Genomic DNA, 22,922 nt, shown 5'->3' with positions numbered 1-22,922 from the left:
CCCTATCGAGGAGGAACGACAGCGTGACCTACGTCATCGCGCAGCCTTGTGTCGACGTGAAGGACAAGGCGTGCATCGAGGAGTGCCCGGTCGACTGCATCTACGAGGGCCAGCGGTCCTTGTACATCCACCCGGACGAATGCGTCGACTGTGGTGCCTGTGAGCCGGTCTGCCCGGTCGAGGCGATCTTCTACGAGGACGACACTCCGGAGGAGTGGAAGGACTACTACAAGGCGAACGTCGAGTTCTTCGACGAGCTCGGCTCGCCCGGTGGTGCCAGCAAGCTGGGGCTGATCGAGCGCGACCACCCCTTCGTCGCCGGGCTGCCGCCGCAGAACCAGTAGGAGCGGCCCGCACCGCGCCGCCTCGGTCCCGTACGGCTGATCACCCCCGATCGGTGCCGTGCGGGACCGAGGCGTGTGGCCGTACGAGCGCCGCACCGGCCGCACCGAGGAAAGTGAGCCAGGAACCGTGTCCGCAGTCTCCGACCCCCCGCCCGTCGCCCGCCGCCCCGCCCCGCCGTCGCTGCGCGACCGCCTTCCGGCCTTCCCCTGGGACAGGCTGGAGCCGTACAGGAAGACGGCCGCCGCGCACCCCGACGGCATCGTCGACCTCTCGGTCGGCACCCCGGTCGACCCGGTCCCCGAAGTGATCCAGAAGGCCCTGGCGGACGCGGCGGACTCCCCGGGCTACCCGACGGTCTGGGGCACCACGGCCCTGCGCGACGCGATCACCGGCTGGGTCGGGCACCGCCTCGGCGCCCGCGACGTCACCCACCGCCACGTCCTGCCCGTCGTCGGCTCCAAGGAACTCGTCGCCTGGCTCCCGACCCAGCTGGGCCTCGGCCCCGGCGACAGGGTGGCCTTCCCGCGCCTGGCCTACCCGACGTACGAGGTCGGCGCGCGTCTGGCCCGCGCGGAGTACGAGGCGTACGACGACCCGACCGAGCTGGACCCGGCGGGTCTGCGGCTGCTGTGGCTCAACTCCCCGTCGAACCCGACCGGCAAGGTCCTGTCGAAGTCCGAGCTGACCCGCATCGTGGCCTGGGCGCGCGAGCACGGCGTCCTCGTGGCCTCCGACGAGTGCTACCTGGAGCTGGGCTGGGAGGCCGACCCGGTCTCCGTCCTGCACCCGGACGTCAACGGCGGTTCCCACGACGGTCTGGTGGCCGTCCACTCGCTCTCCAAGCGCTCCAACCTCGCGGGCTACCGCGCGGCCTTCCTGGCGGGCGACCCGGCGGTGCTGGGCCCGCTCCTGGAGATCCGCAAGCACGGCGGCATGATGACGTCCGCGCCGACGCAGGCGGCCGTGGTGGCGGCCCTCGGCGACGACGAGCACGTCCGCGTCCAGCGCGAGCGCTACGCGGCCCGCCGCACGGCCCTGCGCGAGGCCCTGCTCGGCCACGGCTTCCGCATCGAGCACAGCGAGGCCGGCCTCTATCTCTGGGCCACCCGCGACGCCTCCTGCTGGGACACCGTGGCCCACCTGGCCGAGCGCGGCGTCCTCGTGGCCCCCGGCGACTTCTACGGCCCGGCGGGCGGGAACTTCGTCCGCGTCGCCTGCACGGCGACGGACGAACGCGTCCACGCGGCCGTGCGGCGCCTGGCGGCCTGACGGTCCGGCGGTACGCAGGGGCCGGCGGTACGCACGAGGCGGCGGGGCCCGGAAACACCGGACCCCGCAGGCCGTGCGGCGCCTGACGGTCCGGCGGTACGCACGAGGCGGCGGTACGCACGAGGCCTTAACCCACCCCCCCCCCCCCCCCCCCCGCCGCACCGGCCGGAATCGGCCGTCGTCAGCCGGCTGTCGTCAGCCGAGCGGCAGCCCCTGGACCGGCAGCGATCCGGTGGCCGGCAGCCCGCCCTTGCCCAGCGCGTCCGTCGGCAGGCCGCCCTTCGTGGCGGTCTGCGCGGTGTCGCCGACGATGTCCCCGGCGGAGCCGGCCGCGTCCCCGGCCGTCTTCTGCGCCACGGGCGTGGTCTTCCTGACGGCCTTGCCGCCGGTGTCGTCCGCGGTCTCGGTGATGTTCTGGGCCGCGGCGTCGACGGTGCTGCCGACGTTCGCCCCGTCCAGGGCGGTCAGTCCCCCGAGGTTCGGGGTGGCGGGCAGTTCGGGAGCCGCGCTGGCGGAGCCGGCCGCACCGACCCCGGCGGCCGCTCCCGCAGCGACGAGCAGCGCGGCACGGGCGATCCGGCGGGTCAGGGGGAGGGACATGATGCTCCTTCGACGGAAGTCAACGATGGGTGATCCGACCGCACCCGGCGGAGTGATCGGCCGGGCGCGGACGCAGTGACTACCGCTCGAAGGCCGCGAAGGTTGCGGCGGCCCAACGTAAAGACTTGGTAATGCGTCGCATTATCAGGTGCACAGAAAAACGGGCAAAAGGGAGCCCGTCGTAGCGGCCCCCGAACCCTTGCGGCCCTTGGTCCGTCTGGGCTCCACGGGATGCGAGGCGACCTCGCGGACCCCCGTGGCCCGCACCGCCCCGCCGCCGACGCGGGTAACCCCCGGGAGTGACGGCTCGTACGCGCGAGCGCTACCGCGCGGAGGTGATCCGGACCGGGCCCCCGGACCGCTCCGCGCCCTGGGTGCCGCCCGCATCCGTCGGGCGCCACGTGCTGGCGGTGTTTCCCGCGGTCCACTCCCGGCCCGCATAGGAGACCCGCTGGATGTGCAGCGACGAGGCGTTCGCCACCGCCCAGTGCGCCAGTTGCCAGCCGCGCCGCTCCGGGCTCAGGTCCGTGTCCGTGCCGCCGCCCGCGGTCACGGGCAGCGTGACGGTCCGCCCGTCGGAGCCGCCCGCGGCCGCCGGGGGCGAGGGCTTCGCGGTCGCGGTGTCCGCCTGCGCGCCGGCGGGCTGGAGGACGTCCCGGCCGAAGTCCCGTACGAGCGCCGCGCGGACCGCGTCCGGGCCCCTGGTCCCGGTCGCACCGGGTCGTCCCTCGCAGGTCAGGGTCGCCGCCGACCGTCCGGTCAGCGCGGCGGCGAGCAGCGTGGCGTCCGGCTCGTGCTTGGCGTACGCCTGCGGGAAACCGCTGCGCTGCACGCGCTGCGCGGCGACGGTCAGCGGGAGGCGCGTGTAGCCGGGCACCTCGACCAGGTGGTCGTAGAACATGCCCGCCGAGTACGCCGGGTCCATGATCTCCTCCGGCGTGCCCCAGCCCTGCGAGGGGCGCTGCTGGAACAGGCCGAGCGAGTCGCGGTCGCCGTGGTCGATGTTGCGCAGCGACGACTCCTGCAACGCGGTCGCCAGCGCGATCGCCACCGCGCGTTCCGGCAGGTCGCGCGCGGTGCCCACGGCGGTGATCGTCGCCGCGTTCACCGCCTGCTCCGGCGTGAACTCGTACGTCGCCCGGCCGTCCCCGTCCGAGACGACCCGGCAGCCGGGAGCGCCCGCGCCCCCGGTGACGTACTGCACTGCGAGGTAACCGGCGACCGCGAGCAGGACCATGAGGGCCGCTCCGGAACGGAGGAGGCGGCCATGGCGTTTGCGGGGTGGCGACGGCTGAAGCACGCGTACAAGGTACTGGAGGGTAGGGAGTGGTGTACGCCGAGCGCGGACAGTGCCCGCGAGGGCGGGGGCGCTAGGGTCGGGGCCATGGCCGATACCCCGCTTGACCTCACGCTGGACGCCGCGGAGCTGACCGCGCGGCTCGTCGACCTCCCCTCCGAGAGCGGCACGGAGAAGCCGCTGGCGGACGCGATCGAGAGCGCCCTGCGCGCCCTGCCGCACCTGGCGGTCGAGCGGTACGGCAACAACGTCGTGGCGCGCACGGACCTGGGCCGGGCGGAGCGCGTGATCCTGGCCGGTCACATTGACACCGTTCCGATCGCGGACAACGTACCGTCCCGGCTGGACGAGGACGGCGTCCTGTGGGGCTGCGGCACCTGCGACATGAAGGCCGGCGTCGCGGTCCAGCTGCGCGTCGCGGCGACCGTACCGGCCCCCAACCGCGACCTGACCTTCGTCTTCTACGACAACGAGGAGGTCGCCGCCGAGCTGAACGGGCTGAAGCACGTCGCCGAGGCGCACCCCGAGTGGCTGGAGGGCGACTTCGCGGTACTGCTGGAGCCGTCGGACGGACAGGTGGAGGGCGGCTGCCAGGGCACGCTCCGGGTGCTGCTGAGGACGACCGGCGAGCGGGCGCACTCGGCGCGCTCCTGGATGGGCTCCAACGCCATCCACGCCGCCGCCCCGATCCTCGCCCGCCTGGCGGCCTACGAGCCGCGCCACCCGGTGATCGACGGCCTGGAGTACCGCGAGGGCCTCAACGCGGTCGGCATCACCGGCGGGGTGGCGGGCAACGTCATCCCCGACGAGTGCGTGGTCACGGTCAACTTCCGCTACGCCCCCGACCGCAGCGCGCAGGAGGCGCTCGCGCACGTGCGCGAGGTCTTCGCGGACTGCGGGGTGGCGGAGTTCGTGGTCGACGACCACAGCGGTGCGGCCCTGCCGGGGCTGTCCCACCCGGCCGCGGCGGCCTTCATCGAGGCGGTGGGCGGCACCCCGCAGCCCAAGTACGGCTGGACGGACGTGTCGCGCTTCTCGGCGCTCGGCGTCCCGGCCGTCAACTACGGTCCGGGCAACCCGCACTTGGCGCACAAGCGCGACGAGCGGGTCGACACGGCCAGGATCCTCGCGGGGGAGGAGCGCCTGCGGTCCTGGCTGACGGCCTGATCACCCCTTGGTTTGGCGCGGCGCGTGGTGGACATGCTGAGGTCCCTCGTACGTAACCCGCGTGGATCTACGCTGAGGTGGACGAACCTGCAACTGGAGGGAGCGCGCATGGCTACTGGCAACCCGGAGGGCAAGAAGCGGCCACCGGAGGAGCAGCGCCTGGGCCCCGTCCTCCGGCGGCGGGACCAGGTCCAGGGGAGCACCACGGACCAGCGCCTGCTGGACGAGCGTGCCCCGTCGGACTGGGTCCACACCGACCCGTGGCGCGTGCTGCGCATCCAGTCGGAGTTCATCGAGGGCTTCGGCACGCTCGCCGAACTCCCGGCCGCGATCAGCGTCTTCGGCTCCGCCCGCACGGCGGCCGACTCACCGGAGTACGAGGCGGGCGTGCGGCTCGGACGCGGCCTGGTGGAGGCGGGCTTCGCGGTCATCACCGGCGGCGGACCCGGCGCCATGGAGGCGGCCAACAAGGGCGCCCTGGAGGCGCAGGGCACGTCGGTCGGCCTCGGCATCGAGCTGCCCTTCGAGCAGGGGCTCAACCCGTACGTCGACATCGGCCTGAACTTCCGGTACTTCTTCGTCCGCAAGATGATGTTCGTGAAGTACGCGCAGGGGTTCGTGGTCCTGCCCGGCGGCCTCGGCACGCTCGACGAGCTCTTCGAGGCCCTCACCCTGGTGCAGACCCAGAAGGTGACACGCTTCCCCATCGTCCTGTTCGGCACCGAGTACTGGGGCGGTCTGGTCGACTGGCTCCGCAACACGCTGGTCGCCCAGGGCAAGGCCGCGGAGAAGGACCTGCTGCTCTTCCACGTCACGGACGACGTGGACGAGGCGGTCGCCCTGGTCTCGAAGGAGGCGGGGCGCTAGCGGGTTCCGGACGGGGGCCGGAGACGAAGCCCCGGGGCCGGCGCGGGTGAGGACGGCGGGGCGGGTGAGGACGGCGGTGCGAACCACCCCGCCAGGGCCCCCACCACCCAGCCCCGGCCCCCCGCCGGCCCGCGGCGGCGCTCCGGACCCCGCCCCGGCCTCAGCCGTCGTCCGGCCCGTCTCCGGGCCCTGTTCCGCCTGCGTCGGCTTCTGCCCGGCCTGCGTCGGTCGTCGGACTGCGCGCGCCCGTGACCCCGTCGGCCCGTACCGGCCCCGCCCCGCCTACGCCAGCCCCCGCCGGGCCACCGCGGGTGCCCGGTGCCCCGCGATCGTCGCCACCATGTCCAGTACCTGCCGCGTCTCCGCGACCTCGTGCACCCGGTAGACCCGCGCCCCCAGCCACGCCGACACCGCCGTCGTCGCCAGCGTTCCGAGCACCCGCTCCTTCACGGGCCGGTCCAGGGTCTCCCCGACGAAGTCCTTGTTGGACAGGGACACCAGCACCGGCCACCCCGTGTCCACCATCTCGCCGAGCCGTCGCGTCGCCTCCAGGCTGTGCCGCGTGTTCTTCCCGAAGTCGTGCCCGGGGTCGATCAGCACCGACTCCCGCGGCACCCCCAGGGCCACCGCCCGCTCGGCCAGCCCCAGCGTCACCCGCAGGATGTCGGCCATGACGTCGTCGTAGGCCACCCGGTGCGGCCGTGTCCGCGGCTCGGCGCCGCCCGCGTGCGTGCACACCAGCCCCGCCCCGTACCGCGCGGCGACCTCCGCGAGTTTCGGGTCGACGCCGCCCCACGCGTCGTTCAGCAGGTCCGCCCCGGCCTCGCACACCGCCTCGCCGACCTCGTGCCGCCAGGTGTCCACGCTGATCACGACATCGGGGAACCGCCGCCGCACCTCCGCGACGAACCCCACCGTCCGCCGTGCCTCCTCCTCGGCCGACACCTCGTCCCCGGGTCCGGCCTTCACCCCGCCGATGTCGATGATCGCGGCACCGTCGGCCACGGCCCGCTCCACCCGGGCGAGGGCGGGCTCGTCGTGGAAGGTCGCCCCCTGGTCGTAGAAGGAGTCCGGGGTCCGGTTCACGATCGCCATGACCACCGGCTCGTGCGCCGCGAACGCGCGCCTGCCCAGCCTGAGCATCCCCTGTGACATCTCCTCGTCCACACCGTTCTCCCGTCCCGCGTTCGGCCTCGGGGACCGGCCTTCGGCCGCCTGCGGCCCCGGCTGCCAGACTCGCATGGCACGATCGGACCCGACACAACCGACTCCTGCTCCGCACGCCCGACTCCCGATCCGACTCCGATCCCACCAGCGAAGCGATCCGCCGGATCACGCGATCGCCGCGCTCGACCCGACCATGGGGGCCCCAGCGATGGTCATGTTCCTGTTCCTCGTCGTCGCCCTGGCCGCCGTGGTCGCCGCGGTGACGCTCGCCGTGGTGAGCGGCGGCGACAGCGGGCCGCTGCCCGACGCCGCCCCCGAGCGGCTGCGGGACTCCCTGCCCCCGGACCGCCCGGTCGGCCGTGCGGACGTGGAGCGGCTCCGTTTCCCGCTCGTCGTCCGCGGCTACCGCATGGCGGACGTCGACGACGCCCTCGGCCGCCTCGGCGCCGAACTCGCCGAGCGCGACGCCCGCATCGCCGACCTGGAGTCCGCGCTGGACGGCGCCCGCGCCGCCGTCGTCCCCGGCCACGTGTCCATGGAGGAGCCGGGCCGCGAGGAGCGGCCGTGAGCGCCGGGGAGGCCGTCGCGGGACCGGACGGCGCGCCGCGCTGCCCGTGGGCCCTGTCCACCGCCGACTACGTGGCGTACCACGACGAGGAGTGGGGCCGCCCGGTCCACGGCGACGACGCCCTGTACGAACGCCTCAGCCTGGAGGCCTTCCAGTCCGGCCTGTCCTGGATCACCATCCTGCGCCGCCGCCCCGGCTTCCGCGCGGCGTTCGCCGGCTTCGAGATCGCCAGGGTGGCGGCCTTCACCGACGAGGACCGCGAGCGCCTGCTCGCCGACGCGGGCATCATCCGCAACCGTGCGAAGATCGACGCGACCCTCGCCAACGCGCGCGAGCTGGCCGGGTGGGTCCCCGGCGCGCTGGACGAACTGATCTGGTCGCACGCCCCGGACCCGGCCGGACGCCCGGTCCCGAAGACCCTCGCCGACGTCCCGGCCGTCACACCGGAGTCCACGGCGCTGTCCAAGGCGCTGAAGAAGCGCGGCCTGCGCTTCGTCGGCCCGACGACGGCGTACGCGCTGATGCAGGCGTGCGGCCTGGTCGACGACCACCTGGCGGCGTGCGTGGCGCGGCGGGCCTGAGCCGTCCGGCCCCCCGCCCCCCGGCGCCGGGGCTCACCGGCCCAGATACGTGGGCTTCTCCTTGTTGACGAACGCCCGCACCGCGATCGCGTGGTCCTCCGAGGAGCCCGCCCGCGACTGCAGCTCGTCCTCCTTCTCCAGCGTCTCGGAGAGCGAGTGCGTCAGCCCGTACGCCATCGCCTCCTTCAGCGCCGCGTACGCCACCGTCGGCCCCTCGGCCAGCGCCCGCGCCGCCCGCTCGGCCTCGGCGCGCAGGTCGGCGGCGGGGACGATCCGGTTGGCGATGCCCAGCTCGTACGCCTCCCGGGCGCCGATGCTGCGCGGGAAGAGCAGCAGGTCGGCGGCGCGCCCGGGGCCGACGACGCGCGGCAGCGTCCAGGAGATCCCCGAGTCGGCGGTGAGCGCGACCCCCGCGAAGGACGTGTTGAAGGCCGCCGTGTCCGCGACGACCCGGTAGTCGGCCGCCAGCGCGAACCCGAAGCCGGCCCCGGCCGCCACGCCGTTCACCGCGGCGACCACCGGCTTACGGGCCTCGGTGAGCGCCCGCACGATCGGGTTGTAGTGCTCCCGCACCGTGCTCATGGTCCGGCCGGAGCCCGTCTCCCGGTCGGAGGCCAGCAGCCCGACGTGCTCCTTGAGGTCCTGGCCGACGCAGAACGCCCGCTCCCCGGCGGCGGTCAGCAGGACCGCCCGCACGGTGTCGTCGTCCGCCGCGGAGCGCACCGCGTCCCGGAGCGCGACCTTGGTCTCGATGTCCAGCGCGTTCATCGCCTCGGGGCGGTTCAGCGTGATCGTCGCGAGCCCGTCGCTCACCTCGTGGAGCACGGTGTCGGCCATGGTTTCCCCTCCGCGTCGTAGTCGTACGTGTGTGTCCGGGAGACAGCATGACGGAGATCCCCGGCGCCGGACCGCTCCGGAGATGTGACCTGTGTCTAAGGAATCCGGTCCGTATCCATTCGGCTGAGGGGGCGAGGGCGCGCAGTATCGCAGTCACATCGCCGAATTGAGTGGTTTTGCTCGCGCGCGTTGCCCAAGCGATGCCGGCCGATGTTGGTCATCGGGTCCTGGGATGCGGGATAATGGCTGGGAAGCAATGTGTTCGATGCCGGTGTCGCGCGTCCGGGCCGGACTGCGCGTGCCCTCACGGGCCGTCGGCGGTGACGGTGAGCTGGTATCAGGAAGGGGAACGAGCATGGCGGCCATGAAGCCGCGGACGGGCGATGGCCCGCTCGAGGTGACCAAGGAGGGGCGGGGCATCGTCATGCGCGTTCCGCTCGAAGGCGGCGGTCGACTCGTCGTCGAGCTGACCCCCGACGAGGCCGACGCGCTCGGCGACGCCCTCAAGAAGGTCGTCGGCTGACGCGCGAGCGACCATTACCCGTTCAGTCGCCCCGGTACCGCGCATGGTGCCGGGGCGATTGATTTCCTGTTTCACCGCGCGTTTTCCCGGGTTTTTCCCCGAGCCCTCACGGGCCGGGGCCAAGGGAATCACCACGGTCCGGGGCCGGGGGAATCACCGCTTGACGGCGCACAGCAGCCCGTCGCCCACCGGAAGCAGCGACGGCACCAGCTCCTGGCTCTCCCGGACCGCGCGCAGCAGCTCCCGCAGGCGCAGCACCTCGGTGGGCTGCGGTCCGGAGTCGATCGTCCGGCCGGCGCCGAAGACGCCCTCGAAGGCGACGAGCCCTCCGGTGCGCAGCAGGCGCAACGATTCCGCGAGGTAGTCCAGGTACTCCAGGCGGTCGCCGTCGCAGAAGACGAGGTCGTAGCCGGCGTCCGCGAGCCGGGGCAGGACGTCCAGGGCGCGGCCCGGGATGAACCGGGCCCGGTTGCTGGCGAAGCCCGCGGCCCGGAAGGCCTGGCGGGCGAACTGCTGGTGCTCCGGCTCCGGGTCGACCGTGGTCAGTACGCCGTCCGGCCGCATCCCGTGCAGCAGATGGATGCCGGAGACACCGCAGCCGGTGCCGATCTCCGCGACCGCCTTGGCGTCCACGGCGGCGGCGAGCAGTCCCAGCGCGGAGCCCGTCCCCGGGGTCACCGAGTGCAGGCCCGCCTCGCGGGCCCGGTCGCGTGCCCAGAGCAGCGCGTCGTCCTCGGCGACAAAGGCGTCGGCGAACGCCCAGCTCGTCTGCCGGTTGCCGGTAATGACCCTCTCCTGTCCCCGTCGTTGCCTCGGCGTGACTGTATCCGTTGGCGTCGGGAACCCGCAGATGGGACCGGTCGTTTAAGGGGGCAACAGGGAGAAGGCCGACGGCCGGGACCGCGACGGGGGGCAGCGCGTTGGAGCACGGTGCCGAGCAAGTGCTGACGCAGCCGTACGAGCCGTGTCAGCCCAGATCAAATTCTCGTAAAACCGCTTATCCGGAGCTAACGGGCGAGGTGGCTATGGTAGGGGCTCCACTGGACACCACCAGAGCCGACAGGGGAGGTGCGGCCGCTCCCGCGGATCGGGGAGGAGTGCTGCGGCGCTTCCTCGGATCGGCAGGCAGGCCGAAATCCGTGAACGACACCGCTGCTGACCACAGCCACGCCGGCCGCCCCGCCACGGGGCACGCCACGACCGCGACTTTTTCCAGCGACGCGGACGGGCAGGCGTGGACTCCGCCCACCTGGGAGGAGATCGTCAGCACGCACAGCGGCCGGGTCTACCGCCTCGCGTACCGCCTCACGGGCAACCAGCACGACGCCGAGGACCTCACCCAGGAGGTCTTCGTCCGCGTCTTCCGGTCGCTGTCGACCTACACACCGGGCACCTTCGAGGGCTGGCTCCACCGCATCACCACCAACCTCTTCCTGGACATGGTCCGCCGCAAGCAGCGCATCCGCTTCGACGCGCTCGGCGACGACGCGGCCGAGCGGCTGCCGAGCAGGGAGCCCAACCCGCAGCAGGTCTTCCACGACGCCCACTTCGACGCGGACGTCCAACAGGCCCTCGACACCCTCGCGCCCGAGTTCCGCGCGGCCGTCGTCCTGTGCGACATCGAGGGGCTGTCGTACGAGGAGATCGCCGCGACCCTCGGCGTCAAGCTCGGCACGGTCCGCTCGCGGATCCACCGAGGCCGCTCCCAGCTGCGCAAGGCACTTGCGCACCGTTCGCCCAAGGCGCGTGCCGAGCGTCGCTCGTTCGCGACCCGTGTTCCCGCACTGGGAGGAGGGGGCACGAGCGCGTGAGTGGGTCACGGCCTGAACCCGAGGGACACCTCGCAGAGCAGCACCTGGGAGACCGACTCTCCGCCCTGGTGGACGGAGAGCTCGGTCATGACGCGCGTGAGCGCGTTCTGGCGCACGTGGCCACCTGCCCGAAGTGCAAGGCGGAGGTCGACGAGCAGCGCCGGTTGAAGAGCGTCTTCGCGCAAGCGGCCCCGCCGGCCCCGTCCGAGAGCTTCCTGGCCCGCCTCCAGGGGCTTCCCGGGGGCGGTGACACGGACGGCGGTGGTTCGCCGCGGAGCGGTGAGGGGTTCTCCACGGGTCTCGGCGGCCTCGACGGGGTCTTCGGAACCAAGCGGGGCGAGCGGTTCGAGTTCGGTTACGCCCCCGCGCGGCCGCACTCCTCCGTCCTGCCGCCCTCGGCGCCGGGCCGGGGCTTCCGTATCCACGACGTGAGCCGGCACGAGTCGGAGCGGGCGTCCTCACGTGGGCTGCGGTTCGCGTTCGCGGCGGCCGGAGCGGTGTCGCTGGCCGCGATCGCGCTGGGCGGTGTCACCCTCGGCACGCCGGACACCTCCACGGAGGCGCGCGGCTCGGGCAGCGGCAGCAACGTGACGCCGGCGCGGACCACCGGAGCGCTCACGAGCCCCGACGGCCAGCGTCGCCGTGCGGGCGGTCCGCTGCTCGGACAGGGCCAGGGGCAGCGGGCGCTCGGAGACACCCCGGCCGCCCCCACCGCGATGTCCGCGCCGCTGCTGCCCGGGCTGCCGGCCCCCGCGGGTGCCGATCCGCGGCAGCGGACCAGGACCGCACCGGCCCCCGTGGTGACGGCCGGCGCCGCCGCGCTGTCCCCGCTGATACGTCCGCTCGGAGCGGTCCCGCCCCTCGCCCTGAGCGCCTGGTCGACGGTCACCGACGTCAGGCCGCCCGGCCTGCTCACGGCGCCCGTCCCCGGCCCGGTCCCCTCCCCGTACCCGGCGGTCGCTCCCGGCTCCTCCCACCGTCCGGCTCACTGACCGGGACCTGCGCGTCGGCCCGGGAACCTGATTGAATCCGGGGTGGCGCCAGAGCCCTTGGGGCCGACGACCAGCGGCCGGCTGCGGGGGAGAACATGAACGAGGGGAAGCCCACGAAGGCGAAGCGGTGGACGCGTCCCCGTTCGTCGCACGACGCGTCCGGCGGTGACTTCGAACTGGAACGCCCTCGCGCGGCCCACCCCGCCCTCACCGGTGACGACGAGCCCGGCGGGGGCGACTTCGAGCTGGAGCGCCCGGCACCGCGCCACGCGTCCGGCACGGGCGACTACGAGCGCCCCGAGCCGCTGCACGAGCCCGACCCCTACAGCACCCCGCCGTACGGCGAGCCGGGCCCCTGGGCCCCGGCCCCACCGGTGCAGCACCCGGCGGCGCAGGTGCACGGCACGACGGCCGAGGGCCTCCCGGCAGCCGTCGGGGCGGTGCCGCCCGCGGGTGCGGTGCCCGATCCGGCGTTGGCGGATGCGCCGCCTCCGGCTCCGCCGGTGCCCGGTGCGGCGGAGCCGACGCCTGCGGGGTCTGTCGGGGCGGCGGTGTCTGCGGGGCCTGCCGTGTCTGTCGGGGCGGCGGTGCCGCCCGCGTCCACGGGTGCGGTGCCCGGTCCCGGTCCGGCGTCGGCGGATGCGCCGTCGGCGGCCGTCGTGGCGTCGTCCGCCTCGGTGGGGGCGACACCGGAGCAGCCGACGCCCGACGGGCCGGACTCCGGGCTCCCGGACGCCGACCCCTGGCGGCGCTACGACCCCTGGGCCGCCTCGGCCGCCGCCGCGTCCCTGCAGCACAACGGTGCGGCCGTACCGGCGCGGGAACCACGACGCGGCCGGACCGCGAAGACGCTCGTCGCCGGGGCCCTGCTGATCGCGCTGGTCTCCGGCGGCATCGGCGGCGCAGCGGGCGCGTACCTGGAGCGGAACGGCGGCGTGGGGACCGTGGAGCTGCCCCAGGCCGGTGAGGAGGCGGCCGAGAGGGCGCCGGACAGCGTCGCGGGGATCGCCGCCCGGGCCCTGCCCAGCGTGGTGACCCTCCACGTCAGCGGCGGTGACGCGGCGGGCACCGGCACCGGGTTCGTCCTCGACGACCGCGGCCACATCCTGACCAACAACCACGTCGTGGAGCCCGCCGGGTCAGGCGGCGGCATCACCGTCACCTTCAACGGCGGCGACACCGCCGAGGCCACGATCGTCGGCCGAGACGGCGGATACGACCTCGCCGTGGTCCGGGTGAAGGGCGTCAGCGGCCTCACCCCCATGCCCCTCGGCAACTCCGACAACGTGCGGGTCGGTGACCCCGTCGTCGCCATCGGCGCCCCCTTCGACCTGGCCGGCACGGTCACCTCCGGCATCATCAGCGCCAAGGAACGGCCCATCACGGCGGGCGGCGAGGAGGGTGACGGCAGCGACGTGTCGTACGTCGACGCCCTGCAGACCGACGCGCCCATCAACCCCGGCAACTCCGGCGGTCCCCTCCTGAACGCACAGGGCCGGGTCATCGGCATCAACTCCGCCATCCGGTCCGCCGGCAGCGGCAGCGCCGGCGCGGACGGCGGCCAGGCCGGATCGATAGGCCTCGGCTTCGCCATCCCCGTCAACCAGGGCAAGCGCGTCGCCGAAGAGCTGATCAACACCGGCAGGGCCACCCACCCGGTCATCGGTATCACCCTCGACATGGCCTACACCGGCGACGGCGCCCGCGTCGGCACCCGGGGCGGCGACGGCGGACCCGCGGTCGCCGCGGGCGGGCCCGGCGCCGAGGCCGGCCTCAAGGCGGGGGACGTGATCACCGCCGTCGACGGCCGGCGCGTGCACTCCGGCGAGGAACTCATCGTCAGGACCCGAGCCCACCGCCCCGGCGACCGCCTCGAACTGACCCTGCTGCGTGACGGCAGGGAGACGAACGTCTCACTGTTCCTCGGCTCCTCCGGCGGGGAATGAACCGGGGCACAGGTCCGACAAGGGGCCAGGAAGGCAAACAATTCGGAAAGCGTCCGCGTACACGCACTCGGGGCTCGCGGGACGGTACCGGCCGGACAGGATCGGCGGGTACCGTGGGGGCGGCCCGGACATCCCAAGGAGCTTCAGGTGTTCAATGACATAGGCGCCCTCGAGCTGGTGACGCTCGTCGTCCTCGCCGTGCTCGTGTTCGGCCCGGACAAGCTCCCCAAGGTCATCCAGGACGTGACGCGCACCATCCGGAAGATCCGGGAGTTCTCGGACAGTGCCAAGCAGGACATCCGCCAGGAGCTGGGCCCCGAGTTCAAGGACTTCGAGTTCGAGGACCTCAACCCGAAGACGTTCATCCGCAAGCAGCTGGACAACGACGAGCTGGGACTCAAGGAGATCCGCAACGGCTTCGACCTGAAGAAGGAGATGGCCGAGGTCACCGACGCGGTCCACGGCCGCGAGCCGGAGTCCTCCTCCGGCGCCTCGTCCTCGTCCGGCTCCGCCGGCGGTCGCATCGACATGGTGAAGAAGCCCGAGGGCGCCGCCTCCGACGACCGTCCGCCCTTCGACGCGGACGCCACCTGAGGCCACCCGGCCGGCTCCGGCGCGCCCCGGGGGCCGACACCCCCTTCCATGGTGACGCGTATCACATCGTGGACGCGGCGCGCAGGGCCTGAAGGCGACGCCCGCGCGACCCACGCGCCGGGCGGTTTCCCGGTAGTCGCCGGTGGTGTGGCTATGCTGCCCGAGTTGTTGTGCGGACCGGACGAGTGCGCCCGAAGGGGGGCGGGCCGTTCCGGTCCGACCAGAGCGAGGAGGCGTCCGGGCACATGGAGACGACGAGTCGGGCAGTCGCGCAGACGCCGGCCGCGGAGGACGGGCAACAGGTCCCCTCCGGCCGGCGTACGGTCGACGGCTACCTGCGTGCGCCCTTCCCGTGGTACGGCCTCGACGAGGCCTTCACGGGACGGCGTTGGCTGATGCAGGTGGGTACGGCGGCCGACGGAGCCGTGGAGCACGGCTCGATCGGGCACGGCGACGAACCGTCGGTGCGCAACGAGCACGTGGCGGGCGACGAGCAGGACGCCAAGGAGAAGTTCGCGGTCGTCGTGACCGTCGCGGCCAACCCCGATCGGCGCAGTGCCGACGGCACGGGCCTGCTGGAGGCCACCTCGGTGTCCTCCGCGGCCTGGCTCGCCGGCGTCGGGCTGCTGTCCTTCACCTGGCCCGGCCAGATGGACCACTCGCTGCGGGACGACTGGCTGGAGCAGCAGACGGAGACCGCGTGGGTCCTCGCGGACGACCTCGCAGGGGCCGACTGGACGACGCTGTCGCTCCCCGTGGACGGCGTGCCCACGTCCTTCCACTACCGGGAGTCCGAGTTCGGCTGGGTGCTGGCCGGCTCCACCGGACAGGGCGTCCACCTGGGGGCGTACGGCAGGGGCGTGAGCGCCTACGGGCTGGCCTTCTCCGTGGTCAAGGACATCGCCGCGTACGCCTGACGGCGATACGGCCGCGCGGGCACCGTCCACCCGGGCCGCGTACGCCGGACGGCGGCACGGCCGAGGGGCGCCGTCCTCCCGGACAGCGCCCCCGGTGCCGTACGCAGGACGTCGGAACCCGTTCTTCACGCAGGACGTCGGAACCCGTTCTTCACGGAGAACGTCAGAACTTGTTCTTCGGGGTGATCCCCAGCGACAGCCCGGACAGGCCCCGCTGCCGCCCGCCCAGCTTCCCCGCGATCGAGCGCAGGGCCGCGCCCGCTGGGGAGTCCGGGTCGGACAGGACCACGGGCCTGCCCTCGTCGCCGCCCTCGCGCAGCCGGACGTCGATCGGGATGGAGCCGAGGACCGGGACCGAGGCGCCGGTCGTGCGGGTCAGGCCGTCGGCGACCGCCTGACCGCCCCCGGTACCGAAGACGTCGACCATCTCGCCGCAGTGCGGACAGGGCAGGCCGGCCATGTTCTCGACCACGCCGACGATCTTCTGGTGGGTCTGGACGGCGATGGCGCCCGCCCGCTCGGCCACCTCGGCGGCGGCCTGCTGAGGGGTGGTCACGACCAGGATCTCCGCGTTCGGCACGAGCTGCGCCACCGAGATCGCGATGTCACCGGTGCCGGGCGGCAGGTCGAGCAGCAGGACGTCCAGGTCGCCCCAGTACACGTCCGCCAGGAACTGCTGGAGCGCGCGGTGCAGCATCGGGCCGCGCCAGACGACCGGCGCGTTGCCCGGGGTGAACATGCCGATGGAGATGACCTTCACACCGTTGGCCGAAGGCGGCATGATCATGTTCTCGACCTGGGTGGGACGCCCGTCGGCGCCCAGCATCCGCGGCACGGAGTGGCCGTAGATGTCGGCGTCGACGACACCGACCTTCAGGCCGTCCGCCGCCATCGACGCCGCCAGGTTCACCGTCACCGAGGACTTGCCGACGCCGCCCTTGCCGGAGGCGACCGCGTACACCCGGGTGAGGCTGCCGGGCTTGGCGAAGGGCACCTCCCGCTCGGTCTGGCCGCCGCGCAGGGCGTTCGCCAGCTCCTTGCGCTGCTCGTCGCTCATCACGTCCAGCTCGACGTCGACGCGCGTGACACCCTCCACCCGGGAGACCGCCTCCGTCACCCGCTGCGTGATGGTGTCCCGCATGGGACAGCCGGAGACCGTGAGGTAGACGGCGACCGCGACCGCTCCGTCCGCACCGATCCCCACCGACTTGACCATCCCCAGCTCGGTGATGGGCCGGTTGATCTCGGGGTCGTTCACCGTCGCCAGTGCTTCGCGCACCGCGTCTTCCGTAGCCATAGGGACGATGGTACGGCGCCGCCCACGGGGCACGGAAAGCCCCGTCACCGGTCGTGTACGTCACTCCCCGCCGAGCGGTCCGCCGGGAATACCCCGCGATCGGGGTGGTGGCCGTCGCGCCGCTCCTCCAGGTCCTTGAGGACGTCCTGCAGCTCGGAGCGGATCCAGTCCCGTGTCGCGACCTCGCCGAGGCCGATGCGCAGGGCGGCGATCTCGCGCGTCAGGTACTCGGTGTCGGCGATCGACCGCTCGTTCTGCTTGCGGTCCTGCTCGAGATTGACCCGGTCCCGGTCGTCCTGCCGGTTCTGCGCGAGCAGAATCAGAGGGGCCGCATAGGAAGCCTGTAGCGAGAGCACGAGCGTCAGGAAGATGAACGGGTACTCGTCGAAGCGCAGGCCGGCCGGCGCGGACACGTTCCACACCACCCAGCAGATGATGACGACGGTCATCCAGACGATGAACCGCCCGGTGCCCAGGAAGCGCGCCACGCGCTCCGACAGCCGGCCGAAGGACTCCGGGTCCCACTCGGGCAGCAGCCGGCGGCGCGGCGCACGGGGCTGGTCCAGGCGGGCCCGGGTACGGGAGGCCGCCGTGGCTCCCGACGCCGCACGCTCACGGGGCGGGGTCTCGCGCTCAGGCACCACCGGCGCCCACCTCCCCCGACGGCTCCTCCAGGTGGTACTCGGTCTCCCGCCAGTCGTCGGGCAGCATGTGGTCCAGTACGTCGTCCACGGTGACCGCGCCCAGCAGCGCCCCGGAGTCGTCCACGACGGGCGCCGCGACCATGTCGTACGCGGCGAAGAACCCGGCGACCACGGGCAGCGCGGCGTCCGGGTCCAGGGGCTGCAGGTCGTCGTCGATGATCGAGCCGACCAGGGTGTACGGAGGGTCGCGCAGCAGGCGCTGGAAGTGGACCGTGCCCAGGTACTTGCCGGTCGGGGTCTCCTCCGGCGGCCGGCAGACGTAGACCTGGGCCGCGTGCGCCGGGGACAGGTCGGGATTGCGGATGCGGGCCAGGGCGTCGGCGACGGTCGCGTCGGGCCGCAGCACGATCGGCTCGGTGGTCATCAGACCGCCGGCCGTGTGCTCCTCGTACGCCATCAGGCGCCGCATGTCGGCCGCGTCGTCCGGCTCCATCAGGCTCAGCAGCCGCTCCTGGTCCGCCTCGGGCAACTCGCCGAGCAGGTCGGCGGCGTCGTCGGGGTCCATCGCCTCCAGGACGTCCGCGGCGCGCTCCTCCTTGAGCTTGCCGAGGATCTCGATCTGGTCGTCCTCCGGCAGCTCCTCCAGCACGTCGGCCAGCCGGTCGTCGTCGAGGGCGGCGGCGACCTCCGCGCGGCGCTTGGCCGACAGGTGGTGCAGCACGTTGGCGAGATCGGCGGGGCGCAGCTGCTCGAAGGTGGCGAGGAGGTTCTCGGCGCCCTGGCCCTGCTCCTCCACGGAGAAGCCGGTGACACCGGACCAGTCGACGGTCAGCGTCTCGCCCTTGTTGCGCCGGAAGGCCCCGCCCTTCCTCCCCTTGCGGACGAAGACCTTGTCGATCTCCCAGTCCCGGCGGGCGGGCAGCTGCTGCACCGACAGGTCCAGGACGGTGACCTCCTCGACGGTCTCCGTCAGGGTGACCCGCCGGTCGAGCAGCTCACCGAAGACGAGCCGCTCGGTGGGCCGCTGCTCGAAGCGCCGGACGTTGAGCACCCCGGTCGTGATGACCTGGCCGGACTCGATGCCGGTCACCCGGGTCATGGGCAGGAAGATGCGGCGGCGGGTGGTGAGTTCGACGACCAGCCCGAGCACCCGCGGGGGTTTGCGGCCGACGCGGAGCATGACGACCAGATCGCGTACGCGTCCCACCTGGTCACCGGCCGGGTCGAAGACGGCGATGCCGGAGAGGTGGGAGACGAAGATCCGGGGGGTGCCCGCTGCCATGGCCGCGGCTCCTTTTCTCGAGCGTGCGTCAGAATGCGTGAGAGCCGACTCGTACGGTGTCTCTTTCCCGAATTGCCCGCTCGGACGGGCTTCAGGCTAGCCCGTCCCGTACGGCTCCGCCCTGGTGGGCGGTGCGGACGGACTGGCTCCGTCCGCCGTCCGCGGCCCCGGTACGCTGCGGTACGCCGCCCGGCCCCCGGTCAGCTCCGTGTCAGCCCCTGTCAGAAAGGCAGCCCCACCTGTGTCTGTGACTTCCCGGCGCCGAATTCGCAGGGCCGCACTGACGGGCGCCGTGTGCGTCCTGGTGGTGACGGGAGCGGGGCTGACGGGATGCAGTGGCGAGGACCCCGACGCGGGCACCAACGGCGTGGGGAAACTCCCGGCCGACAAGATCCACACCCGGACCCGCACGGCCGCCGAGTCCGCCCGGGCGGTGCACCTGCACGGCACCGTGGACGCCGGCGGGAACACGTACCGCCTCGACATGCGGCTGAAGCCCGACGGCGGCACCGGATCGGTCGCCGCCGAGGGGACGACGTTCGATCTGCTGCGCGTCGGCGACCAGCTCTTCCTCAAGGCCGACGCCGGTTTCTGGAGCCATGACGGCGGTGACGCCAAGGCCGCCGAGAAGCTGGCCGACAAGTACGTGAAGGTGCCGCAGAGCGACCCCGTGTTCCAGAAGTTCAGCGGCTTCACCGACAAGGACGTCCTCCTCGGCGATCTGCTGACCCTGCACGGCACCGTGGAGACGGACGGCCGCCACGAGCAGGCGGGGCTGCGCACCATCCGGATCACCGGCGACCAGGGCTCCGGCGGCTCGCTGGACGTGTCCCTGGAGGGCACGCCGTACCCGCTGCGCCTGGTACGGGCGGGCAGCGCGGGCACGCTCAGCTTCTCGGACTGGAACAAGGACTTCGCGCTCGAGGAGCCGACGAAGGACGAGACCCTGGACTACGGCGGCCAGCTGCCGGCGTCCTAGAGGCGCTAACGCCTCCTCCGGCGCTTGAACAACAGGCGCGGCAGCCCCGCCGGGGCCGGCTCGCGCGTCGTCGCCGGGCTCGGCAGCGGTGGCTCGGCCAGCGAACCGTCCGGCAGCGGCGCCGTCGCCCCCGTCGGTTCCAGGCGCAGCACCCGGCACTCGCGGGACCAGCGGTCGGTCATCGCCTCGCCGTCCGGGGCGTTCAGGCGCTTGCCCTTGAGGTCGGCGACGGCCGCCTGCCACGCCTCGGAGCCGGACGGCAGCTCGACGACCCGGGCCGCCCAGGAGACCAGCCGGCCGCCCTTGTCCTTGCTGCGCACCGTCACCTCGGCCGCGGCCCCGTCGGCCAGCCCGGGCAGCGGCTGCTCCCCGGGTCCGTCGCCGACGACGAGCGCGGCACCCTCGTGCCAGACGTGCCACAGCGCGCGGGCGGGCGCCCCGGACCCCTTGACCCAGATGAGGCCGGACTTCTTGGTGGCCTCCTCGACGAGGGCCTGGCCGAGCAGCTCGCTTGTCATGCGGTCAGCCTATCCAGGAGCCCGCCGGCGAAGTCAGAGCCAGCCGTTGCGCTTGAGCGTGCGGTGGATGCCCAGACAGATGACGACCGTGATCGACAGGACCAGCGGATAGCCGAACTTCCAGTGCGTCTCCGGCATGTAGTCGAAGTTCATGCCGTACACCCCGCACACCATCGTCGGCACGGCGACGATCGCCGCCCAGGAGGTGATCTTGCGCATGTCCTCGTTCTGCGCGACGGACGCCTGGGCGAGGTTGGCCTGGAGGATGGAGTTCAGCAGTTCGTCGAAGCCGACGACCTGCTCCTGCACCCGCGCCACGTGGTCGGCGACGTCCCGGAAGTACTTCTGGATCTCCGGGTCGACCAGCCGCATCGGCCGCTCGCTGAGCAGTTGCATGGGACGCAGCAGCGGCGCCACCGCCCGCTTGAACTCCAGTACTTCGCGCTTGAGTTGGTAGATCCGGCCGGCGTCCGTGCCGCGCGGCGTGCCCTTGCGGCCGGGCGAGAAGACCTCCGTCTCGACCTCGTCGATGTCGTCCTGCACCGCGTCGGCGACCGCGATGTAGCCGTCGACGACGTGGTCGGCGATGGCGTGCAGTACTGCCGAGGGGCCCTTGAGCAGCAGCTCGGGGTCGTCCTGCAGCCGGTGGCGCAGCGCGCGCAGCGAGCCCTGCCCGCCGTGCCGGACGGTGATGAAAAAGTCCCGTCCGGTGAAGCACATGACCTCGCCGCTCTCGACCACCTCGCTGTTGGCGGTCAGCTCGTCGTGGTCGACGTAGTGGATGGTCTTGAAGACCGTGAACAGGGAGTCGTCGTAGCGCTCCAGCTTGGGCCGCTGGTGGGCCTGGACGGCGTCCTCCACGGCCAGCGGGTGGAGGCCGAACTCCCGGGCGATACCCGCGAACTCGTCCTCGGTCGGCTCGTGCAGGCCGATCCACACGAACCCGCCGTCGCGGCGCACCTGGCGCATCGCCTGGTGGGGGCCGAGCGGTGTGTCCGTCTCGACGCGCGCGCCGTCGCGGTAGACGGCGCAGTCGACGACGGCGGAGGCGGTCGCCGGGTCGCGGGTGGTGTCGTAGGCGCCGCTGTCCTTGCGCAGGGAGACGCGGGACGGGCGGACCGCGGCGCGCAGGTCACGGATCATCGACATGGCAGGCTCCTTCGCGACGGGCAGCGAACGGCGCCGGTGACGGGTGGAACCACCCGGAATGGGGACGTCCTGGCCGTACGTGCTCGGCACGTCCACAAAGCGGGGTGCACCGCACCGTCGCGGTGGCCGGCTTCGCTGCTGATTCAGCTGCTGATCCGGATCGATCGATCGGATCAGGCAAAACGAGACGAAGTGCTCTTCCGGATGACGGCGCGCAGGCGAGCGGAGGCGGCAGTGGTGAGGAGCCGGAGCAGCTGCATCAGCGGCCGGAAGAGCGGGTGGTACTGCACGGTCGACTTCGGTCCATGCCAGCCCCACCTCCTCCGGCCGGTCCCTCGTGAGGGACGATCGATTCCCTCTGTTTGGAGGGGTTCCCCGTAGGGGAGTCTTCAGGTGTCGGGGTCTTGACCGCGACGCTTCTGCGTGCTGCCCCGAACGCTGGGCCACAGTACCAGTCACGCGACGTGTCAAGGCGCGGCTTTGCCGCTTCACCACGAGTTCTATGCTCGCGGCATGCCTGATGTTCTTCCCTTGGTCGAAGCCCGGTTGCTCAGTGCGCTGGGTGAGCCGGACGCACGCGCGGCGGTCACCTTCCTCGGTACCGACCGGATCGAGGTGCTGCGCTTCCCCGGCGGCGGCCAGGAGGGCGACGTCGTCCGCTACGCCACGCTCGGCATGTCGTCCCAGCCCATGGCGGACCCCACGGCCGTGCTCGCCGACCCGGTCAAGGGCCCCCGCGCCGAGCTGGTCCTCTCCGTCCGGGCCGGTCTCGCCGACACCGACAAGGTCCTCCGTCCGCTCGCCGTGCTCGCCGCGTCGCCGCAGGTCGAGGGCGTGGTCGTGGCGCCCGGCGCTTCGCTGGACGTCGGTGGGCCGCTGTGGCCCGAAGCGCCGTTCACCTCGGTCCTGGTCGCCGAGCCGGGCGGCCTGGTCGAGGACCTGGAGCTGGACGCCCCGCTGGACCCCGTACGGTTCCTGCCGCTGCTGCCGATGACGCGGAACGAGGCCGCCTGGAAGCGCGTGCACGGGGCGCAGGCGCTTCAGGAGCGCTGGCTGACGCACGGGACGGACCTGCGTGATCCGTCCCGCCGGTCCGTCCCGCTGGAGTGACGCAACTCACCACCCCCGGACGGGTCTTCGTCAGTCGGCGAAGCACAGGAAGCCGATCGCCATCAGGAACGCCGTGCCGAAGAACGGGTGGCGCCGGCCGGCGTCGCATCACGGTGTTCCTGGGGGAACAGCCGAAGCCGGCCCGCAGACCTCGCCGCCGGACCCGCTCAGGGCGCTGGGCCACGGCGGCCGCGCCTCCGCGCCGACGACGACCGCGAGGGCCGTTGAGACGAACGGCGCGTTGCCGAGTCCCCGGCCGGCCCGGTACCCGACGAGCTCGCCCGACCGTGTCGGAGGTGCCCGCCAGGCCCGCGAAGACGACGACGAGGGCGAGTCCGAGCAGCAGGGTCCCGCGTCCGCCGATGCGACGAGAACGGTTGGTGAGTGCACATAGTGAGTTGGCGCTGCTAATCGATGCGGCGTGCATCTAACTCCTTCCGGTCGGTCCTTCCATCCGGATGG

24 protein-coding genes and 1 pseudogene are annotated in these 22,922 nt (G+C 72.9%); 14 read left to right on the top strand and 11 right to left on the bottom strand.

Annotation, left to right across the window (positions count from 1 at the left end):
• Positions 1-23 precede the first annotated feature (23 nt).
• Entirely contained in the window at positions 24-344 is a 321-nt protein-coding gene (fdxA, locus tag ACVV2G_RS05055) for a ferredoxin (RefSeq protein ID WP_190033468.1), read from the top strand.
• Between the two features lie 127 nt (positions 345-471).
• Positions 472-1,614 carry a bifunctional succinyldiaminopimelate transaminase/glutamate-prephenate aminotransferase gene (locus tag ACVV2G_RS05050; protein ID WP_453841355.1) on the top strand — a complete coding sequence of 381 codons (1,143 nt, stop codon included), beginning with the start codon at positions 472-474 and terminating at the stop codon, positions 1,612-1,614.
• A gap of 195 nt (positions 1,615-1,809) precedes the next feature.
• Here the strand turns inward: ACVV2G_RS05050 and ACVV2G_RS05045 are convergent, their stop codons facing one another.
• Both ACVV2G_RS05045 and ACVV2G_RS05040 read right to left on the bottom strand, forming a co-directional pair.
• On the bottom strand, positions 1,810-2,214 hold the full coding sequence (locus ACVV2G_RS05045; protein ID WP_453841354.1) for an ATP-binding protein: 405 nt from the start codon (positions 2,212-2,214) through the stop codon (positions 1,810-1,812).
• 322 nt (positions 2,215-2,536) lie between these two features.
• Positions 2,537-3,514: a VldE C-terminal domain-containing protein gene (locus ACVV2G_RS05040; RefSeq protein WP_453841353.1), complete on the bottom strand. Its 978-nt coding sequence runs from the start codon at positions 3,512-3,514 to the stop codon at positions 2,537-2,539.
• An 84-nt stretch (positions 3,515-3,598) separates the two neighbouring features.
• Here ACVV2G_RS05040 and dapE point away from each other — a divergent pair, with 84 nt between their 5' ends.
• Both dapE and ACVV2G_RS05030 read left to right on the top strand, forming a co-directional pair.
• Complete coding sequence (gene dapE, locus ACVV2G_RS05035) at positions 3,599-4,678, top strand: succinyl-diaminopimelate desuccinylase (protein WP_453841352.1); 1,080 nt, start codon at positions 3,599-3,601, stop codon at positions 4,676-4,678.
• 108 nt (positions 4,679-4,786) lie between these two features.
• Positions 4,787-5,545: an LOG family protein gene (locus tag ACVV2G_RS05030; protein ID WP_453841351.1), complete on the top strand. Its 759-nt coding sequence runs from the start codon at positions 4,787-4,789 to the stop codon at positions 5,543-5,545.
• Between the two features lie 282 nt (positions 5,546-5,827).
• Here the strand turns inward: ACVV2G_RS05030 and folP are convergent, their stop codons facing one another.
• Positions 5,828-6,688 carry a dihydropteroate synthase gene (folP, locus tag ACVV2G_RS05025; RefSeq protein ID WP_453841635.1) on the bottom strand — a complete coding sequence of 287 codons (861 nt, stop codon included), beginning with the start codon at positions 6,686-6,688 and terminating at the stop codon, positions 5,828-5,830.
• Between the two features lie 232 nt (positions 6,689-6,920).
• Here folP and ACVV2G_RS05020 point away from each other — a divergent pair, with 232 nt between their 5' ends.
• Together ACVV2G_RS05020 and ACVV2G_RS05015 are read left to right on the top strand one after the other, a co-directional pair.
• Positions 6,921-7,280 carry a DivIVA domain-containing protein gene (locus tag ACVV2G_RS05020; RefSeq protein WP_453841634.1) on the top strand — a complete coding sequence of 120 codons (360 nt, stop codon included), beginning with the start codon at positions 6,921-6,923 and terminating at the stop codon, positions 7,278-7,280.
• Positions 7,277-7,861: a DNA-3-methyladenine glycosylase I gene (locus tag ACVV2G_RS05015; RefSeq protein ID WP_453841350.1), complete on the top strand. Its 585-nt coding sequence runs from the start codon at positions 7,277-7,279 to the stop codon at positions 7,859-7,861. Before ACVV2G_RS05020 ends, ACVV2G_RS05015 begins: the two co-directional genes overlap by 4 nt.
• A gap of 33 nt (positions 7,862-7,894) precedes the next feature.
• On the opposite strand, the gene chcB is transcribed toward ACVV2G_RS05015, so the two are convergent.
• Entirely contained in the window at positions 7,895-8,698 is an 804-nt protein-coding gene (gene chcB / locus ACVV2G_RS05010) for a 2-cyclohexenylcarbonyl CoA isomerase (protein WP_453841349.1), read from the bottom strand.
• A 355-nt stretch (positions 8,699-9,053) separates the two neighbouring features.
• On the opposite strand from chcB, the gene ACVV2G_RS05005 reads away from it, so the two are divergent.
• Positions 9,054-9,221 (top strand): DUF3117 domain-containing protein, encoded by a 168-nt coding sequence (locus tag ACVV2G_RS05005; protein WP_003966491.1) that lies wholly within the window; start codon positions 9,054-9,056, stop codon positions 9,219-9,221.
• A gap of 153 nt (positions 9,222-9,374) precedes the next feature.
• Here the strand turns inward: ACVV2G_RS05005 and ACVV2G_RS05000 are convergent, their stop codons facing one another.
• A complete protein-coding gene (locus ACVV2G_RS05000) occupies positions 9,375-10,073 on the bottom strand; it encodes an O-methyltransferase (protein ID WP_453841633.1) in 699 nt (232 codons plus the stop codon).
• 287 nt (positions 10,074-10,360) lie between these two features.
• Between ACVV2G_RS05000 and sigE the strand changes: the two genes are divergently transcribed.
• The 5 genes from sigE to ACVV2G_RS04975 all read left to right on the top strand — a co-directional run bounded on the left by sigE (position 10,361) and on the right by ACVV2G_RS04975 (position 15,481).
• Positions 10,361-11,032 carry an RNA polymerase sigma factor SigE gene (sigE, locus tag ACVV2G_RS04995; RefSeq protein WP_453841348.1) on the top strand — a complete coding sequence of 224 codons (672 nt, stop codon included), beginning with the start codon at positions 10,361-10,363 and terminating at the stop codon, positions 11,030-11,032.
• A complete protein-coding gene (locus tag ACVV2G_RS04990) occupies positions 11,029-12,024 on the top strand; it encodes an anti-sigma factor family protein (protein WP_453841347.1) in 996 nt (331 codons plus the stop codon). The genes sigE and ACVV2G_RS04990 overlap by 4 nt, the downstream gene beginning before the upstream one ends.
• Before the next feature lie 95 nt (positions 12,025-12,119).
• A complete protein-coding gene (locus tag ACVV2G_RS04985) occupies positions 12,120-13,970 on the top strand; it encodes a S1C family serine protease (protein WP_453841346.1) in 1,851 nt (616 codons plus the stop codon).
• Between the two features lie 147 nt (positions 13,971-14,117).
• The gene (locus ACVV2G_RS04980) at positions 14,118-14,564 is read left to right on the top strand and encodes a sec-independent translocase (protein ID WP_453841345.1); all 447 of its coding nucleotides are present in this window, start codon (positions 14,118-14,120) and stop codon (positions 14,562-14,564) included.
• Between the two features lie 245 nt (positions 14,565-14,809).
• Positions 14,810-15,481, top strand: a complete 672-nt coding sequence (locus ACVV2G_RS04975; protein ID WP_453841344.1) for a hypothetical protein — start codon at positions 14,810-14,812, stop codon at positions 15,479-15,481.
• A 163-nt stretch (positions 15,482-15,644) separates the two neighbouring features.
• Here ACVV2G_RS04975 and ACVV2G_RS04970 read toward each other — a convergent pair whose 3' ends face one another.
• From ACVV2G_RS04970 to ACVV2G_RS04960, 3 genes are read right to left on the bottom strand one after another with little or no spacing between them, the layout of a single operon-like run.
• On the bottom strand, positions 15,645-16,778 hold the full coding sequence (locus tag ACVV2G_RS04970; protein ID WP_453841343.1) for an Mrp/NBP35 family ATP-binding protein: 1,134 nt from the start codon (positions 16,776-16,778) through the stop codon (positions 15,645-15,647).
• Between the two features lie 44 nt (positions 16,779-16,822).
• Complete coding sequence (locus ACVV2G_RS04965; protein WP_453841342.1) at positions 16,823-17,422, bottom strand: DUF1003 domain-containing protein; 600 nt, start codon at positions 17,420-17,422, stop codon at positions 16,823-16,825.
• A complete protein-coding gene (locus tag ACVV2G_RS04960; protein ID WP_453841341.1) occupies positions 17,412-18,704 on the bottom strand; it encodes a magnesium transporter MgtE N-terminal domain-containing protein in 1,293 nt (430 codons plus the stop codon). Before ACVV2G_RS04960 ends, ACVV2G_RS04965 begins: the two co-directional genes overlap by 11 nt.
• Positions 18,705-18,945: 241 nt before the next feature.
• On the opposite strand from ACVV2G_RS04960, the gene ACVV2G_RS04955 reads away from it, so the two are divergent.
• Positions 18,946-19,683, top strand: a complete 738-nt coding sequence (locus ACVV2G_RS04955) for a hypothetical protein (protein ID WP_453841340.1) — start codon at positions 18,946-18,948, stop codon at positions 19,681-19,683.
• A gap of 5 nt (positions 19,684-19,688) precedes the next feature.
• Here the strand turns inward: ACVV2G_RS04955 and ACVV2G_RS04950 are convergent, their stop codons facing one another.
• Positions 19,689-20,201 (bottom strand): hypothetical protein, encoded by a 513-nt coding sequence (locus ACVV2G_RS04950; RefSeq protein WP_453841339.1) that lies wholly within the window; start codon positions 20,199-20,201, stop codon positions 19,689-19,691.
• Positions 20,202-20,234: 33 nt separating this feature from the next.
• Positions 20,235-21,350: a magnesium and cobalt transport protein CorA gene (locus ACVV2G_RS04945; protein WP_453841338.1), complete on the bottom strand. Its 1,116-nt coding sequence runs from the start codon at positions 21,348-21,350 to the stop codon at positions 20,235-20,237.
• A gap of 513 nt (positions 21,351-21,863) precedes the next feature.
• Here ACVV2G_RS04945 and ACVV2G_RS04940 point away from each other — a divergent pair.
• Positions 21,864-22,460, top strand: a complete 597-nt coding sequence (locus tag ACVV2G_RS04940; RefSeq protein ID WP_453841337.1) for a suppressor of fused domain protein — start codon at positions 21,864-21,866, stop codon at positions 22,458-22,460.
• 42 nt (positions 22,461-22,502) lie between these two features.
• Here the strand turns inward: ACVV2G_RS04940 and ACVV2G_RS04935 are convergent.
• Positions 22,503-22,833, bottom strand: a pseudogene (locus ACVV2G_RS04935) (MFS transporter); the annotation flags it as partial.
• Between the last annotated feature and the right edge of the window lie 89 nt (positions 22,834-22,922).

Source organism: Streptomyces sp. JK94, assembly GCF_053613315.1.
This window is presented reverse-complemented; position numbering and strand designations above follow the sequence as displayed.

What these genes read in the sequence shown, in the direction of transcription:
- dapE (WP_453841352.1), top strand. Translation starts at nt 3,599, where the DNA reads ATGGCCGATACCCCGCTTGACCTCACGCTGGACGCCGCGGAGCTGACC.
- ACVV2G_RS04945 (WP_453841338.1), bottom strand. Translation starts at nt 21,350, where the DNA reads ATGTCGATGATCCGTGACCTGCGCGCCGCGGTCCGCCCGTCCCGCGTC.
- ACVV2G_RS04970 (WP_453841343.1), bottom strand. Translation starts at nt 16,778, where the DNA reads ATGGCTACGGAAGACGCGGTGCGCGAAGCACTGGCGACGGTGAACGAC.
- ACVV2G_RS05030 (WP_453841351.1), top strand. Translation starts at nt 4,787, where the DNA reads ATGGCTACTGGCAACCCGGAGGGCAAGAAGCGGCCACCGGAGGAGCAG.
- ACVV2G_RS05045 (WP_453841354.1), bottom strand. Translation starts at nt 2,214, where the DNA reads ATGTCCCTCCCCCTGACCCGCCGGATCGCCCGTGCCGCGCTGCTCGTC.
- ACVV2G_RS04975 (WP_453841344.1), top strand. Translation starts at nt 14,810, where the DNA reads ATGGAGACGACGAGTCGGGCAGTCGCGCAGACGCCGGCCGCGGAGGAC.
- ACVV2G_RS04950 (WP_453841339.1), bottom strand. Translation starts at nt 20,201, where the DNA reads ATGACAAGCGAGCTGCTCGGCCAGGCCCTCGTCGAGGAGGCCACCAAG.
- chcB (WP_453841349.1), bottom strand. Translation starts at nt 8,698, where the DNA reads ATGGCCGACACCGTGCTCCACGAGGTGAGCGACGGGCTCGCGACGATC.
- ACVV2G_RS04940 (WP_453841337.1), top strand. Translation starts at nt 21,864, where the DNA reads ATGCCTGATGTTCTTCCCTTGGTCGAAGCCCGGTTGCTCAGTGCGCTG.
- ACVV2G_RS05020 (WP_453841634.1), top strand. Translation starts at nt 6,921, where the DNA reads ATGGTCATGTTCCTGTTCCTCGTCGTCGCCCTGGCCGCCGTGGTCGCC.
- folP (WP_453841635.1), bottom strand. Translation starts at nt 6,688, where the DNA reads ATGCTCAGGCTGGGCAGGCGCGCGTTCGCGGCGCACGAGCCGGTGGTC.
- ACVV2G_RS04985 (WP_453841346.1), top strand. Translation starts at nt 12,120, where the DNA reads ATGAACGAGGGGAAGCCCACGAAGGCGAAGCGGTGGACGCGTCCCCGT.
- ACVV2G_RS04960 (WP_453841341.1), bottom strand. Translation starts at nt 18,704, where the DNA reads ATGGCAGCGGGCACCCCCCGGATCTTCGTCTCCCACCTCTCCGGCATC.
- ACVV2G_RS05005 (WP_003966491.1), top strand. Translation starts at nt 9,054, where the DNA reads ATGGCGGCCATGAAGCCGCGGACGGGCGATGGCCCGCTCGAGGTGACC.